This is a genomic window from Chitinophaga sp., assembly GCF_017745275.1.
Taxonomy (GTDB): domain Bacteria; phylum Bacteroidota; class Bacteroidia; order Chitinophagales; family Chitinophagaceae; genus Chitinophaga.
In genome coordinates this window covers 556,493-571,494 of record NZ_JAGHZS010000006.1, presented here as the reverse complement: position 1 = coordinate 571,494, position 15,002 = coordinate 556,493, and the positions used below count along the sequence as shown (strand labels likewise).

Sequence of the window (15,002 nt, the reverse complement as noted above, 5' to 3'; positions counted from 1 at the left end):
TCGCCTCAATAGCTTTTTGCTTTATGCTAACTAAATTAGTCGTTCTTTTTAGGCGGAGGCGGCATCGTAGCCTTTGGCTTATCTTTCTGCTCTTCCTTCGGTTTAGGTGCCGGCGCCGGTGGAGGCGTTGTTTCCGTTTTATCTGCACCAGGTGTGGCATAATCACTCGCATCGCCGGAGCCGTAATCATCTGCTGACCCATTTCCTACATTTTCTGACTCAGCGCCTGGTTTTACGTTAGAGTCATAATTCATGTAGATATCATCCTCACTCATGTTGGCAGGAACCGGGAAGTGATCATTAGTACTGATTTTCAGCGTTGGATCTGCATATACCTTCTGCATGAAATATGCCCAGATAGGCAGACCCGTATTAGCACCCTGCCCGATAGCAGTAGTGCTGAAGTGAATAAAGTTATTTTCGCAACCTACCCAGGCACCCGCCAGGATCTTCGGTGTATAGCCCATAAACCAACCATCGGTGTTATCGTTGGTAGTACCGGTTTTACCTGCTATTTCACCCTGGATGTTATAACGGGAACGGATACGCGCTCCTGTACCACCTGGTGCTACTACACCTTCCATCATTTTCACCATGGTATAAGCTTCTCTTTCACTGATAACTTCGCGCTTTACCGGTGCAAATGTTTCAAGGATATTACCATTTCTATCTTCTATACGGGTAATGTAAATAGGTTTGGTATTGATACCCCTGGCCGGGAACATGGTATAGCCCTGCAACAGCTCATACAATGAGATCTCCACAGCCCCCAGCGCAATGGCCGGATAAGCCGGAATATCACTGCTGAAGCCTACTTTATTCTTAGCAAAATCAGCAAATGGCTTGGCACCGATTTGTTTAATCAGGTAAGCAGCCACGAGGTTGAGTGACTTTGCCAATGCGCCTGCCATCGTAATACTACCACCGGTGCTACCTTCTGAGTTATGAGGAGTCCAGCCGTTAATATTAATCGGTTCGTTCGGTAATACGGTGTTTGGCGACATCCCATTCATGATTGCAAAGCAGTACAGGAATGGTTTAAAGGTGGAACCTACCTGACGACGTGTTTTAGCAACGTGGTCGTTCTTGAAGTAACGGAAATCAGGTCCGCCTACCCATGCTTTTACTTCACCACTTTCCGGATCCATCGCCATAAACCCTGCCTGTAAAATAGCGCGGGTGTATTTAATGGAATCCATTGGAGTCATTACCGTATCGATCTCGTTTAAATCCGGTTCAGTAGCACTTTTCCAACCAAACACCTTCATACGTGTAGGGGTATTGAAAATGCGGACAATGGCAGAATCATCCACCTCGTCTTCTTTCAGTGCCTTGTACCGATCTGATTCTTTCATGTATTGATCCAGGAATTTTGGCCATTTCTTCCAAATACTGCCCGTTTTCACGTCATTTTGAGCGTTGAGCGATTTTTGCAGTACTGCCAGGTGTTTGGCCACCGCTTCTTCTGCATACAACTGCATTCTTGGATTAATGGTGGTATAAATTTTCAACCCATCCCTGTATAGATTGTACTCAGAACCATCAGCTTTTTTATGGTTTTTACACCAGGCTTTCAGCTCATCCCGCAATACCTCACGGAAGTAAGGCGCCAATCCTTTGTTGTGGTCAATTTTATTATAGTGTAATACAATCGGCTTACTCTGAGCAGATGCCGCTTCTGCTGGCGTAATAAATCCGGCCTTCTGCATATTGTCGATCACCTGGTTACGCCGAATAAGTGCGTCCTTCGGATTACGACGGGGATTATAGATGGTGTTTCCTTTGAGCATTCCCACCAGGATAGCTGCCTCTTCTATCGATAAGTGACCGGCATCTTTACTAAAAAATGTTCTGGCGCCATTTTCAATACCATAAACGTTATCACCAAAAGCCACCGTATTGAGATAGAGGGTCAGTATTTCCTGTTTGGTAAAGTTTCTTTCCAGCTTCACAGCAATAATCCATTCCTGTACTTTCTGGAAAGCGCGACCAATAGGATTGTTGGAGCGTTGTTTACCCTGGTTATCTGCCCGCAGGTTCAGGGCCAACTGTTGGGTAATAGTACTGGAACCACGTTTCTTACCTATCATCAGGTAAAAAGGGATAGCCAGTGTGCCTTTAGCATCAATACCGGAGTTATCGTAAAACCTGGTTTCTTCTGTTGCAATCAGCGCGTTGATCACGTTTTTGGAAATCTCATTGTAATCGCTGCTGGAACGATCTACCTGGTAGTATTTACCCAAAATGGTTCCATCATCCGCAATCACTTCTGCTGCCAGCGCTGCGCGGGGATTTTCCAATTCTTCCATAGAAGGCATGCTGCCAATCACCCGGAAATTAATGAGTAAAACAAAGAGAACAAGTAATGCTAAGAATCCAAAAGCCACCCGCCACAATATTTTCACCGATTTTTTCATGCGCTTATATAATTTGTTTTATGGCCAAATTGCCAGATTCCTGTTAAATGAATGGCAATTTATTACTATCTGTTGGCTATATATGTAAATTTTTCAATAAACTTCAACTGCAATAAACAAGCCTGTTTATAAGAGTTTGACCGACAAAGCTATTTAAATTTCCAAACATACTTACTGGGTCACATAAGTTTCTGTAAAAAACTTACGGTACCCGGCGAGGTCTTTCGTGCTGTTCAACAAGATAAAATTGTCTCTCGAAATAACGAAGAAATGGTATTCTGTAGGCCGGATTTTGGGTATAATACTGGTCGCAGCAGCATCCCTGATTTCATCGAAGTATTCCAATGCTTTGTCTTCATTGGGGAATATCCTGAAAATGAGCATAACATCATTGGGGGTCAGCACAAAGCTACCCACCTCAATTTTATCAGCTGCATGTTTAGTAGAATTATAACGGGTAAACTGATTTAGTCCTTCATCCATCAGTTCCTTCGACACCCGGTCAAAGGAAAGCACTACAAAATAAGGATTATCAGCACTTACTTTATATGGCGTAACCGGCTTTGATGGGGCCACGGGCACTATAGGCTTAGGCACCTGGCCTACCATACCGGCAGTTATTTTGGATGAATCAACCGGTGCTTTGGCGGTGGCAGTAGTTACCTTGTCTGCCAGCACAGGCTGCGGATTTTGCCAGGGATAACGCATGGTAATATTTTCATCCAGCAGTTGCCCATTGGCGTCTTTCTTCCGTACTTCCAATTTAGCCAGGTAGTTGGTCAGTTCTGCACGATGATCCAATGCATCCATCAAGGCCTGGGCCTGCAGGCGGATAGGCTCATCTGCGGCGTATTTGGTCAGCACCGCCTGTACTGCTTTGCGCGATAATTGCAGGGAATCTGTGGCAAAGGCAGTATCTGTTTTAACAATCAACATCGCTTCCAGCAAATCGAACTTAGGCTTCAGGAAACTAAACCCGAAGGAGCTGTCGGCCTGGCGCTTCATGGCCATGGCGCCTGTATAGTCGCCATTCCGGAAAGCGGTATAGGCAGAATCATAGGCCGCACTGATTTGCTTCTTTCTGGCACCATCCACATCATTTAATCCACCGGAACGAATGATATCGGCGAAGTTCGTATTACCATACTGGTTAAGTACCATGGTTTTAAACTGGTTGGCCTGGGCAGTACGATTCAACTTACTATTCCAGATATAGAGAGAATACAACACTTCCGGTTTCCGCGGATGATCCGGGAACAACAGCAACAGTGAATCGTAGGTTTCTATGGCCAGTGGATAATTTTCCAGTTTATCATGATAGAGCTTACCGAGATCAAACCAGGCTTCTTTCACCGCCTTCCGGGAAGCATCCAGTTTTTCCGGTGTCAGTGGCAGACCAGCAGCTAACAAATCTACGCTCACACTATCCGGAGATACACTATTGGTCACCCCCTTTTTAGTCTCATCTACTACCTCAATTGGAGCATTGCTGTTAGTAGCATTCACCACACCGTTCTGACTTCTGCGCCAGTTATCACCGGGCTGACGATTACCCCACCTGCGTTTAAACTCGGAGTAACCGGCAGATTTGCTGGCCTGATTATAGAAATACCAATCGCCTTTTTCCTCTTTAGGGCCATAGGCACCTGCGGCGTTCATGCCCATGGAAGACACATCCAGCGGATTGGCTGCTTCCAGTTTCTCTTTCTTTTTCCGGTCGGCTGCTTCATTCTTCAATACAGCCGCCATTTTTGTGAGGAATATATTCCGGTCAGCGGGCGACATCGACGCAATTTTCTGCAGACTATCTTCCCGGTGAATCGTTTCGAGTTTGGCTACTACATCAGACAATACTTCTTTCCTGATAGTTACGGTAGACGCGTCCATGAAGTCTTTGGTCATCACGCCGGCGGTGCTGTCGTAATATTTTTTCGCATTTCCGTAGCTGCGCTGATCGTAGTAAATATCCGCGATGCCTTTATAAGTAAGCGTGCGTTGCATGAGGTTATCACTGGGTACTTTCAGTGATTGTTTCATGTAGCCGATAGCAGCATCCGGGTTTTTAGGATACATGAGGGTTCCCATGGTATAGTAGATCCCATCTTTGAAGCGCGAAAAGCGTTGTTTTCTCAGCATGTGATGCAGGCCGGCAATGCTTTTTGCGATATCACCAGTGGTTTGTGCATTTGTTTTGGCAATCTGGATCCGGGCCTGGAAGTCCATCATAGGATCGGGTTTCATCCCAATCACATCGCGAAAGCGTTCCAGTGCGGAATCTGCGTGGTGTTGCTGTACGTAAAGTTGTCCGAGGATAAACGACATCCTGGCACGGGCTACCCGGTTGTTACTTTTATCGATCGCCTGTTTCAGGGGATCAATTGTTTCGGGATAGCGTTTCTGTACATAATTACCATAAGCACGTACTTCTGCCAGGTCGCCTTCGAGGCGGTGTGGGAAGTTCGGGTCGTTATTGAGCAGGTTCAGGAGCGCCTGTACTTCGTCGTATTCTTTTTGTTCGAGTAATGTTCTGGCCCGCCAGAGGAAGGCGTCGTTACGGGCCCTGGTATGTTTCAGGCGTCCAAAGAAGCCTTTTCTTTTTTCGCGGGTAGCGATGGATATCTGGTCATTTTCGCGGGCACCTACTACGGTTTTGTATTCCGATTTTTGTTTAGGAGCGAATTTGATGTTGATATACTGGAATGTTTTATTGGCGTTATCGAGGTCACCTTCGTAGAAATAAGCACGGCCCATGAGCAGGAAGCAGTCGTCTATCCATTTACCACGGGGGTCATGCAACTGAATGCCCATGGTGGTTTTATCGATTACTGAGTCCAGCTCTCCTTTGCTGAAGCCCTGGCTTTGCAGGCTATACGGATAGAAAGGCAACAAGGTGTTATAATTATCCTGGCCGTCGCGGTTAGCGGTTCTGACTACCCGGTCGAGTTTTTGTTTGGCGTGGAAGTAATAGTTAAAGCGTGTAGCCATGTTCTGGAAAAACTGTCGTTTCCAGGTCCATTTCTTTTTTTCGAGCATCACTTCAGATGGCGGACGCCGATCTGTTATGCGAGGTTCCTTTGGTTTAAAAAGGGGTTTGGCAGCAGGTCGTTGCTGCTGTTGCTGTTGTTGATTAACGGGGTTTTGACTCTGAGGATTATATTGCTGCGACTGATTTCTCGGCCTGTTCTGTGCCCAGACCGCCGGCAAACCCAGGCAAAATGACAATGTACTAATTCCCAGATATTTAAGTAGCAGTTTGATGCAATTCATGGATGCCAGGGTGTATAGGCTAAATATATATAACTTACTGTTTGAAAAAATATTTTAAAGATAGGATAATTTTTTAGCAGAAAGCGGAAAGGGGAAGCAAAAAGCGATCCTTGTGAGTCATTATAGCGGATCAGCAAGCTAACCTAATGGCATTTATCCCCTTCTTTCATGGACTGCAAAAGCTTTCCGCTTTTTGCTTTCTCACTTTTTGCTTTAAAAATATTGTTTAACTTTAGCCCGCCTTAATTTTCGTTAAGTACCACAAACATGGCCAAGAAGGGGAATAAAAACAGCAGAAGAAACCTGGAAAAACTCAGTCATAAGTACCGTTTGGTAATTATGAATGATGATACCTATGAAGAAGTGACATCGTTCAAACTTTCCCGTATGAGCGTGTATATAGCTTTCAGTACCCTGTTTGTATTATTGGTTGCTATTACGGTAGCCACCGTGGTATTTACACCGTTGCGTTATTATATACCTGGTTATGGAGACCTGAAGCAACGTAAAGAATTTATCCGTCTCAAAATGCGGACTGACTCATTAGAAACAGCCATTAATGCCCGTGATCAATACCTGAAAAATATCAAGCAGGTGATTAATGGGGAGTTTACCGGGAAACTGGACACCACCATGTTAAAAGTGCCAACTGTTGATAACAGTACCTACTAACTTTATTATTTAAGTATTTAATTATCAGTGTGAATAGTTCATGTGTATGTGGATTTAAATATCTAAGTACATAAAAACCAAAATATTTAATATTTTAATTATATTACATCACTAAACTTGAAAAACCTAACTCCCTATGTTTAATAGCAATCAGAAATCGAAAGGTGACAAACAATTTATGTTGCCTACCTCTACAGTAAACATTATAGGCACTGGCACTACTATCCAGGGGGATATTGTATGTGAAGGCGACATCAGAATTGATGGTCAGGTAAACGGACTGGTATCAACCAAAGCAAAGATAGTGGTAGGTCCGGAAGGCGATATTGTGGGCGACCTGGTATGCCAGAGCGCAGATATCCTGGGTAAAGTTACCGGTATTATCAAGGTAGAAGAATTATTGTTCCTGAAAGGGAATGCTTTAGTAAAAGGCGATGTGTACACTGCTCATTTCGAAATGGAGCCTACAGCTAAATTCAATGGCCGTTGCTACATGGATGATCAGCAGCCAGATAATCAGAAACATGGAAAATCCGTCCTCCAGGAAGCAGAATAACCGTAACGTATTATTTCGCTACGCCGGGTTGGCCTTCCAGATGATGGCCACCCTCGGGTTGGGTGTGTTTGCAGGGTATAAACTAGACCAGTGGATTGGCTGGCGGTTCCCTGTATTCCTTATCATTTTTTCTTTAATTGCATTAGCCATACTTTTGTGGCAAATTATAAAAGACACCCGACGGCATGAGTGATAGATTTTTTATACGGCTATTTGCAGTTTTTGGTATTATTAACGGACTTTTTATCATATTCAAACCCAGGTTGCTGGACCTCGGCACACATGTGAATGTGCTTATGGCCGGTAACCTGATCATGGCTATTATCTCCCTGGTGTCTTACCTGATGAGCCGCCAGGGACTTGCTTCCTCCAACCATAATGCATTTATCCGGGCTGTTTACGGCGCCACCCTTAGTAAACTCTTTCTTTGTGTAATAGGTGTTGTTGTATATGTGCTTATTTATAAGCCCAATGTCAGCAAGTTGACTATTTTCATGCTGTTGTTCCTGTACCTGGTGTATACTGTATTTGAAACACTCAGCCTTTTCCGGCTGACGAAGCTAAAAAAGTAATCTATTTGAAAAAAGAGGCGCCCCTGAATGCTTTAGCGTCCTACTTACCCGAAGGCACCTTCGGACAGGTCATGGATTTCCTGGTTACCTATAAGGTACATCTGACCGTTACCAGGGAACGGTCCAGTATACTTGGCGACTACCGTCACCCTGACGGACAAGGTAAAGGCCATCGCATCAGCATTAATGGCTCCCTGAATAAATACGCCTTCCTCCTAACGCTGCTGCACGAAATTGCCCACCTGACTACCTTTAACAAATACGCCAACCGCGTAGCCTCCCACGGCAAAGAATGGAAACAGGAATACACCTGGATCCTGCACGGATTTGTAGGCAAAAACCTGTTGCCTCCCGACGTGGAAACGGCCGTACGTCAGAGTATGGCCAACCCCGCCGCCAGCTCCTGTGCAGATGAAAACCTAATGCGGGTACTCAAAAATTATGACCGGCAAAAAGAAAATCACTTCTTTGTAGAACAGGTTCCTTTAAATGGTTTGTTCAAAACCAAAGATGGACGTGTATTCCGGCGGGGTGAAAAAATAAGAAAACGCTACCGCTGTGAAGAGGTAGCGTCTAACAGATGGTACCTGTTTAGTCCCGTTTATGAAGTGGAACTCGTGGCCTAAGACTTCTCCCCTACATACTGTAATGCCGGAAATGCCATGGCGCGGTTAATCAGCTGAATTTCCAGTTGAAGGATCGCCGCTTCCGATTGGGCTTGTAACTTAGGGGCATCATCGGTAGGCTTATGATAATCATCATGCCCTCCTGTATGAAAGAACATCACCGGTACGCCATTCACGTAAAAATTATGATGATCTGATGCTCCTTTGCCAGCGCCATCTGTAAAAAATTTAATACCCGGCTGTTGTACATCTTTGAAAATAGCCGGCCATTCCACTGCACTGCTATGACCTCCAATACCAATGCCCCGCTCCGGGTTGTAGCGGCCAATCATATCCATATTAAGCATGAAATGCACCTGGTTCAATGGCATCAACGGATGATCCGTATAATACTTAGACCCCTGTAGACCCAATTCCTCTCCCCCAAAAGCGATGAACAGGAAATTAAACGGCTCTTTTTGTCCATTTTTTCCGTAATGACGGGCTAATTCCAGCAAACCAGCTACACCGGAAGCATTATCATCCGCCCCATTATGAATTTCCCCGATGGGGTATTTGCCATCAAATAAAGCGGCTGTTCCCAGGTGATCATAGTGAGCACCTATGATGATCGTACGTGCGGCACCGTTATCCAGGAAGCCGATCACATTACGACTTGGAATATTTTTATGGGCTTTCCGGTCGAACGTGAAATCCTGGAAATAGCTGCTACCATTCACGGTTTTCAGCCCCAGCTTTTTAAACTGTTTTGCTACATAGCGACTGGCTTTCATGCCGCCTTTTTCGGCAGTACCCCGACCTTTCAGCTTATCGGAGGCCAGGTAATTCACAATGCCCTGAATCCGGGCAGCATCAGGAATAGTATCCTGTGCGTATGCGCTGGCACTGATACCTGCAGCGCATATAAATAATAACCAACTCTTCTTCATATCCTGTCAAAAATAGAGAAGGCTTCCTGATGGGGAAGCCTTCTGCTAAAAATTATGTTTGATTTGTTCAGATTGTATTAATCCTATTTTTTCTTCTGTTGCATTTCCTGCTGGCGCTTCTGTACTTCTTCCAGTTTTTCCTGCCATTTGGATTTGCTCTTCGGCTTCTTCTTGTTTTCCTGGATTTGTGCATGAATTTTATCATGGTTGATGATAAACTTCTGGATCACAAACTGCAACAGGATACTGATCACGTTAGACAGGAAGTAGTAGAAAGTGAGGGCCGCAGCCAAACGGTTGAAGATACCCAACAGCATAATTGGCATTACGTATGGCATGTACTTCATTACCGGGTTGCTCTGATCGGTCATACCACGGTTGTAGAAGGCCAGGATCAAGCTGGTGATAGTCATCAGGATGGTGAACAAGCTGATGTGATTACCATAGAAAGGTATGTTGAACGGCAGGTTCAGAATAGAATCGTAAGTAGATAAATCCTTTGCCCACAGGAAGCTTTCCTGACGTAATTCAATGGAGGATGGGAAGAAGCTATACATCGCTACCAGGATCGGCAACTGTAATAAAGCGGGTAAACATCCGCCCAGTGGGTTTACGCCGGCGCTCTTAAACAGTTTCATCTGCTCAACACCAAAACCTTGCTGGTCATCACCAAACTTCGCTTTCAGCTCGTCAATTTCTGGTTTCAGCACTTTCATTTTAGCCTGTGATACATAGCTCTGGTAAGTGAAAGGCGCTATGAGTAAGCGAATGAAGATGGTGAGCAGGATGATGATCACGCCATAGTTGCTGATAAATCCGCTCAGGAAGTTAAACACCGGGATAATGATAAAGATGTTCACATACTTCACGAAAGCGAAGATACCAGTACCCAGCGGGATGATTTTCTGCAAACCAATATCAAATGATTTCAGTGTTTTATAATGGTTAGGACCATAATAAATTTCCACCGGGAAAGAGAAATCATTGGCGCGGTTGTACGGAATCTGAATAGTGGTGAAGGTTTGGCCTACAATATTCGGGCTTTCCGGTACTTTGGTATTTACATCCGCGTTATTGAAAAGATCATTTTTAGCGATGAGGGTAGTGTTGAAGAACTGTTGTTTCACGCTCACCCATTTCAGTTTCTTCTCCAGTTTTTCGTGGCTGGTGCGGTTCAGGGTGAAGTAGTCGTGTTTATCATGTTCCTGCATGTAGTGCACCTGGTTGTTCAGGCGCTCATTCTGCATATCATGCTCCTGTTTGTCTTCCTGGCTGTTCCATTGGAGGTTCAGGTAATTCTGATTACCAGGGAGCAGTCCTTGCAGACCCACTGCGTGAATGGTATAATCTACCACATAGCTGCCGGGTTTCAGGGAGTAAATGAATTCCAGGTAAGCGTTAGGATTGCTGGTATTGAGGCGGTAGGCGATAGATTTAGCCCCACCTGCCAGTTCCTGGGGTTGTCCGGCGGTAAAGAACAGGTCAGCGCTGTTCAGTACTTTGGTTACGCTGGCCGGTACTTCCACAGATAAACGGTTAAAAGAGCCTTCCACTAACATCAGTGGGGCGCCTTCATACGTTTTATATTGTTTCAGTTGAACAGTAGATGGTTGTCCGCCTTTATTGGAGAAGGTGATTTTCACCACATCATTTTCCAATACGGAGGTTTGCACATTGCCGGTAGCAGCAGCGGCGAAAGTACCGAACTCTCCGCTCAACATGGCCTGATGCGCTGAATCCAGCTGGCCACCATTTGCAACAGCAGCAAGACTGGCTGTATCTGCCGGAATGGTTTTAGGCTTATTAAGTTCTGCTATGGAATCTTGCCTGGCTTTTTCCCTTGCGGCTCCTGCCTGTTGCTTCTGGTTGAAGAATATGTATCCTACCAACAAAACGCCCAACAGTAAAAACCCAATGACCGAATTTCTATCCATGAAATGCAATTAAAATTTAGGCAGCAAAGGTAAGCATGATTTTATGAATTGACCATGCTTTTTAGGTGAAACCCCTGTTAATTGCGGTTAAAATAATAAATAAGTAGTGGAAATATGTATATAACTGAGGATCAGTGGAGGTTTTAGGTTTTAGGTTTTAGGTTTTAGGTTTTAGGTTTTAGCCATTAGCCATTAGCTTTTAGCTTTTAGCAGAAATGCAGCGGAGATGAACATTTATAATATGTTCTCCGCTGCATTTCTGCTAAAAGCTAATGGCTAAAACCTATTTCACGATGGACTCTTCCATTTTCGCTTTACCATTCTTGCTTTCAGCGTATTGCTTGGCAGCTTTGATAAAGGAAACGAATACCGGCGCAGGGCTTTCCACGGTGCTTTTCAGTTCCGGGTGGAATTGTACGCCCACAAAGAACGGGTGTTCCGGCAGCTCCACGATTTCAACGAGGCCACTTTCAGGGTTTTTACCGGAAAGTACCAGTCCTGCTGCTTCGAAATCCTTAATGAAGTCATTATTGAACTCATAGCGGTGGCGGTGTCTTTCGCTGATAGACGTTTTGCCATATATTTCTTCTGCCCTGGAGCCAGGTGTCAGTTCACAGCCATAGGCGCCCAAACGCATGGTACCACCTTTCGCGGTTACTTTCTTCTGTTCTTCCATGAGGTTGATCACCGGGTGAGCGGTGTCAGGGTTCATTTCCACGGAATGTGCGTCTTTCCAGCCGAGTACATTACGGGCGTATTCTACCACGCTCATCTGCATACCCAGGCAGATACCGAAGAAGGGCAGCTGGTTTTCGCGGGCATACTGGATAGCGGTGATTTTACCTTCAATACCACGGTGACCGAAGCCTGGCGCTACTAGGAGACCATCCAGGTTCTTTAGTTTTTCACATACATTTTCCGGGGTGAGGTGTTCGGAGTGGATATTTTGTACCACTACCTTACACTCATTCAGTGAACCGGCGTGTACAAATGATTCCAGGATTGACTTATAGGCATCCTGTAATTCCACGTATTTACCGATCAGACCAATGGTTACCTTGGATTTAGGATATTTCAATTTATCCAGGAATTCGCGCCATTTGGCCAGTTCCGGTTCTTTTTCCACCGGTAAGCCCAGTCTTTTCAACACGGAAACATCCAGTTTCTCGCGCATCATTTCCAGGGGTACTTCGTAGATAGTAGGTACGTCATTGGCTTCAATAACGGCATCTACCTGTACATTACAGAAGAGGGCGATTTTCTTCTTCAGATCGCGGTACAGCGGTTCTTCTGTACGGCAAACGATAATATCGGGATGTACGCCATATTCGCTGAGGAGGCGCACAGAGTGTTGCGTTGGTTTGGTTTTCAGCTCTTTGGCTGCGCGCAGATACGGGATAAGGGTCAGGTGCACTACCAGGCAATCTTCTTCTCCCAGTTCCCATTGTAACTGACGAACCGCCTCAATGTAAGGGAGTGACTCAATATCACCTACAGTACCACCCAGCTCTGTGATCACGATATCGAACTTACCATCTTTACCTAACAAGAGGATACGGCGTTTGATTTCGTCCGTAATGTGAGGGATTACCTGTACGGTTTTACCCAGGTAGGCTCCTTCTCTTTCCTTGTTGATCACTGTTTGATAAATACGACCAGTAGTAACATTATTGGCCTGAGACGTAGGCGTATTCAAGAAACGCTCATAATGTCCAAGATCCAGATCGGTTTCTGCGCCATCTTCCGTTACATAACATTCACCATGTTCATAAGGGTTTAACGTTCCCGGATCCACATTGATATATGGATCAAATTTCTGAATAGTCACTCTAAAGCCGCGTGCCTGCAATAATTTTGCAAGCGAGGCAGCTATAATTCCTTTACCCAAAGAGGAAGTAACACCTCCTGTAACGAAGATATATTTTGCCATAAAAACTAAAATTCTGCTAAGAATACTTGACCTATAAACGGGGAAGTGCCGGACTGCATTTGGTGTATAACCGATCAAGTAAACAACTTCCGAAGGTCATGCAAAGTTACACAAATTTGCATCGCTCCCAAGTTTTTTACCAAATCGCTTTATTTGTTTGTTAATTTTTGGGAGAATATCTTCAGCTCTCATCACTTATCTACAGGGCGTTTTAAAGATTTTTCAAGTACAGGAAATTATTTGTTAAAAACCTTTATCGGGTAGCATTGTTCTGGAAATGACAGCACTACTATAAATATATAAACTGTAAATTTGCGTCCGAAATACATAAAAGATGACTTTAACGCCAAAGAGAGCTCAAGACTCGCTGATACAAATGACTGAACTGGTTTTACCGAATGATACCAATACATTCGGCAACCTGATGGGCGGTCGTTTGATGTACTGGATGGACATCGCAGCGGCACTGGCCTGCATGAAACACTGCAGTGCGCCGGTAGTAACTGCTTCCGTAGACAATATATCTTTCGAAAATCCCATTAAGCTGGGCAATGTGGTACATATTGAATCTAAAGTAAGCCGTGCCTTCAATACTTCTATGGAAGTACATATGAGAGTGTGGGGAGAAGATCCTGTGCAGCAATACCGCTATAAATCCAATGAAGCCTTCATGACATTTGTAGCCCTCGATCCTAATGGTAACTCCCGGCCGGTGCCTGGTATTATCACCGATACAGAAGAAGAAAAAAAATTATATGAAGGCGCTTTGCGCCGCCGTCAGCTCAGGTTGATACTTGGTGGTAAAATGAAACCGGAAGATGCAGATGAATTAAAAGCACTGTTCTTCGAAAAAATCTAGTTGGAACATATCCGCCTTCGGCGGATTCTCTTTCCTGATTATACTGATTTTCAGAATTTGATATTAAAAGATAAAGGGAGATGGAAACAGTTTGTTTCCATCTCCCTTTATCTTTTAAATATCTTTCAAAATCATATAATAAAAATCAGCATAATAGTAAAACAAATTATAGCTCTCCTTCCCATTCTTTATAAAACCGCTCCAGGAAAACTTCCATAAAAGCGTGTCTTTCTTCAGCCAGCTCCCTGCCGGTATTTGTATTCATTCTGTCTTTCAGCAGTAATAACTTCTCGTAAAAATGGGTAATGGTAGGCGCCGTACTATTTTTATATTCTTCCTTCGTCATATTTAAGTTCGGCTGTACAGCAGGATCATAGATGGCCCTGTTTTTAAATCCGCCGTAATTGAATGCCCGCGCAATTCCCATGGCACCAATGGCATCGAGCCTGTCTGCATCCTGCACCACGGCTAACTCTGTTGAATAATATTTTACTTCCTGGTTACCGCCTTTAAATGAAATGTGACGGATAATGTTTTCTACAGCGGTAATAATATCGGCGGGCACCTCCAGCGATTGCAGAAAAGCCACTGCCTTAGCGGGGCCTATGTTCTCATCGCCGTTGTGAAATTTTGAATCCGCGATATCGTGCAATAACGCCCCTAACTCTACCACCAGTTGATTCACGGTTTCTTTTGCCGCAATATGCCTGGCTTGTTGCCATACCCTGTAAATATGCCACCAGTCGTGGCCTCCTTCTGCGCCTGCCAATTCCTTCTTCACATAATCTACTGTAGCTGCTATAATTTGTTGATGATTCATAGCTACAATGATATTTAATTTTCTTCACTCTTATGAATTGGAAAAAACAATCCTGTTGCAGTATGCGTTAATAAAAATATGATACAGATTAAACGCGTATACGACGACTATGCAGACTCCGACGGCTACCGCATACTGGTAGACCGGCTCTGGCCAAGAGGGCTCACCAAAGAAAAAGCACATGTAGATGAATGGGCCAAAGAAATAGCGCCCAGCAACGAACTACGTGAATGGTTTCACCATGATACCACACGGTTTGCTGAATTCAAAACGAAATATTTGCAGGAATTACAGGAGAAAAAAGATTTGTTGGCTGCTATAAAGCAAAGAGCGCAACATCATCGGGTAACGTTAGTCTACGGGGCAAAAGATAAAACAAACAACCAGGCGCAGGTACTATTGTCGCTGCTAAAAAAGTAA

Annotated in this window: 13 protein-coding genes; 7 read left to right on the top strand and 6 right to left on the bottom strand. The window is 44.5% G+C overall.

All coding sequences use genetic code 11. From position 1 onward, the window contains the following. Positions 1-35: 35 nt before the first annotated feature. Entirely contained in the window at positions 36-2,417 is a 2,382-nt protein-coding gene (locus J7623_RS19385) for a transglycosylase domain-containing protein (protein WP_291923403.1), read from the bottom strand. 171 nt (positions 2,418-2,588) lie between these two features. After that, positions 2,589-5,684 carry a hypothetical protein gene (locus J7623_RS19380; RefSeq protein ID WP_291923401.1) on the bottom strand — a complete coding sequence of 1,032 codons (3,096 nt, stop codon included), beginning with the start codon at positions 5,682-5,684 and terminating at the stop codon, positions 2,589-2,591. 267 nt (positions 5,685-5,951) lie between these two features. Between J7623_RS19380 and J7623_RS19375 the strand changes: the two genes are divergently transcribed. The 5 genes from J7623_RS19375 to J7623_RS19355 all read left to right on the top strand — a co-directional run bounded on the left by J7623_RS19375 (position 5,952) and on the right by J7623_RS19355 (position 8,110). Continuing rightward, positions 5,952-6,356 carry a hypothetical protein gene (locus tag J7623_RS19375; protein WP_291923399.1) on the top strand — a complete coding sequence of 135 codons (405 nt, stop codon included), beginning with the start codon at positions 5,952-5,954 and terminating at the stop codon, positions 6,354-6,356. Positions 6,357-6,492: 136 nt separating this feature from the next. Further along, positions 6,493-6,912, top strand: coding sequence for a polymer-forming cytoskeletal protein (locus J7623_RS19370; RefSeq protein WP_291923397.1), 420 nt, complete (start codon positions 6,493-6,495; stop codon positions 6,910-6,912). After that, on the top strand, positions 6,881-7,105 hold the full coding sequence (locus J7623_RS19365; RefSeq protein WP_291923395.1) for an AtpZ/AtpI family protein: 225 nt from the start codon (positions 6,881-6,883) through the stop codon (positions 7,103-7,105). The genes J7623_RS19370 and J7623_RS19365 overlap by 32 nt, the downstream gene beginning before the upstream one ends. After that, the gene (locus J7623_RS19360; RefSeq protein WP_291923393.1) at positions 7,098-7,484 is read left to right on the top strand and encodes a hypothetical protein; all 387 of its coding nucleotides are present in this window, start codon (positions 7,098-7,100) and stop codon (positions 7,482-7,484) included. The genes J7623_RS19365 and J7623_RS19360 overlap by 8 nt, the downstream gene beginning before the upstream one ends. 5 nt (positions 7,485-7,489) lie before the next feature. After that, a complete protein-coding gene (locus J7623_RS19355) occupies positions 7,490-8,110 on the top strand; it encodes a SprT-like domain-containing protein (protein WP_291923391.1) in 621 nt (206 codons plus the stop codon). Here the strand turns inward: J7623_RS19355 and J7623_RS19350 are convergent. The 3 genes from J7623_RS19350 to J7623_RS19340 form a co-directional block, all read right to left on the bottom strand. Next, on the bottom strand, positions 8,107-9,039 hold the full coding sequence (locus J7623_RS19350) for a M20/M25/M40 family metallo-hydrolase (RefSeq protein WP_291923389.1): 933 nt from the start codon (positions 9,037-9,039) through the stop codon (positions 8,107-8,109). The two genes, J7623_RS19355 and J7623_RS19350, sit on opposite strands and share 4 nt — an antisense overlap. An 83-nt stretch (positions 9,040-9,122) precedes the next feature. Beyond that, positions 9,123-10,973, bottom strand: a complete 1,851-nt coding sequence (gene yidC, locus J7623_RS19345) for a membrane protein insertase YidC (RefSeq protein ID WP_291923387.1) — start codon at positions 10,971-10,973, stop codon at positions 9,123-9,125. Between the two features lie 283 nt (positions 10,974-11,256). Then, positions 11,257-12,903, bottom strand: a complete 1,647-nt coding sequence (locus J7623_RS19340) for a CTP synthase (RefSeq protein ID WP_291923385.1) — start codon at positions 12,901-12,903, stop codon at positions 11,257-11,259. 334 nt (positions 12,904-13,237) lie between these two features. Between J7623_RS19340 and J7623_RS19335 the strand changes: the two genes are divergently transcribed. Continuing rightward, the gene (locus tag J7623_RS19335; RefSeq protein ID WP_089893755.1) at positions 13,238-13,762 is read left to right on the top strand and encodes an acyl-CoA thioesterase; all 525 of its coding nucleotides are present in this window, start codon (positions 13,238-13,240) and stop codon (positions 13,760-13,762) included. Positions 13,763-13,928: 166 nt separating this feature from the next. Here the strand turns inward: J7623_RS19335 and J7623_RS19330 are convergent, their stop codons facing one another. Continuing rightward, the gene (locus tag J7623_RS19330; RefSeq protein ID WP_291923380.1) at positions 13,929-14,582 is read right to left on the bottom strand and encodes an HD domain-containing protein; all 654 of its coding nucleotides are present in this window, start codon (positions 14,580-14,582) and stop codon (positions 13,929-13,931) included. Between the two features lie 78 nt (positions 14,583-14,660). Here J7623_RS19330 and J7623_RS19325 point away from each other — a divergent pair, with 78 nt between their 5' ends. Continuing rightward, positions 14,661-15,002 carry a DUF488 family protein gene (locus J7623_RS19325; protein ID WP_291923378.1) on the top strand — a complete coding sequence of 114 codons (342 nt, stop codon included), beginning with the start codon at positions 14,661-14,663 and terminating at the stop codon, positions 15,000-15,002.

What these genes read in the sequence shown, in the direction of transcription:
- J7623_RS19385 (WP_291923403.1), bottom strand. Translation starts at nt 2,417, where the DNA reads ATGAAAAAATCGGTGAAAATATTGTGGCGGGTGGCTTTTGGATTCTTA.
- J7623_RS19380 (WP_291923401.1), bottom strand. Translation starts at nt 5,684, where the DNA reads ATGAATTGCATCAAACTGCTACTTAAATATCTGGGAATTAGTACATTG.
- J7623_RS19375 (WP_291923399.1), top strand. Translation starts at nt 5,952, where the DNA reads ATGGCCAAGAAGGGGAATAAAAACAGCAGAAGAAACCTGGAAAAACTC.
- J7623_RS19370 (WP_291923397.1), top strand. Translation starts at nt 6,493, where the DNA reads ATGTTTAATAGCAATCAGAAATCGAAAGGTGACAAACAATTTATGTTG.
- J7623_RS19365 (WP_291923395.1), top strand. Translation starts at nt 6,881, where the DNA reads ATGGAAAATCCGTCCTCCAGGAAGCAGAATAACCGTAACGTATTATTT.
- J7623_RS19360 (WP_291923393.1), top strand. Translation starts at nt 7,098, where the DNA reads ATGAGTGATAGATTTTTTATACGGCTATTTGCAGTTTTTGGTATTATT.
- J7623_RS19350 (WP_291923389.1), bottom strand. Translation starts at nt 9,039, where the DNA reads ATGAAGAAGAGTTGGTTATTATTTATATGCGCTGCAGGTATCAGTGCC.
- yidC (WP_291923387.1), bottom strand. Translation starts at nt 10,973, where the DNA reads ATGGATAGAAATTCGGTCATTGGGTTTTTACTGTTGGGCGTTTTGTTG.
- J7623_RS19340 (WP_291923385.1), bottom strand. Translation starts at nt 12,903, where the DNA reads ATGGCAAAATATATCTTCGTTACAGGAGGTGTTACTTCCTCTTTGGGT.
- J7623_RS19335 (WP_089893755.1), top strand. Translation starts at nt 13,238, where the DNA reads ATGACTTTAACGCCAAAGAGAGCTCAAGACTCGCTGATACAAATGACT.
- J7623_RS19330 (WP_291923380.1), bottom strand. Translation starts at nt 14,582, where the DNA reads ATGAATCATCAACAAATTATAGCAGCTACAGTAGATTATGTGAAGAAG.
- J7623_RS19325 (WP_291923378.1), top strand. Translation starts at nt 14,661, where the DNA reads ATGATACAGATTAAACGCGTATACGACGACTATGCAGACTCCGACGGC.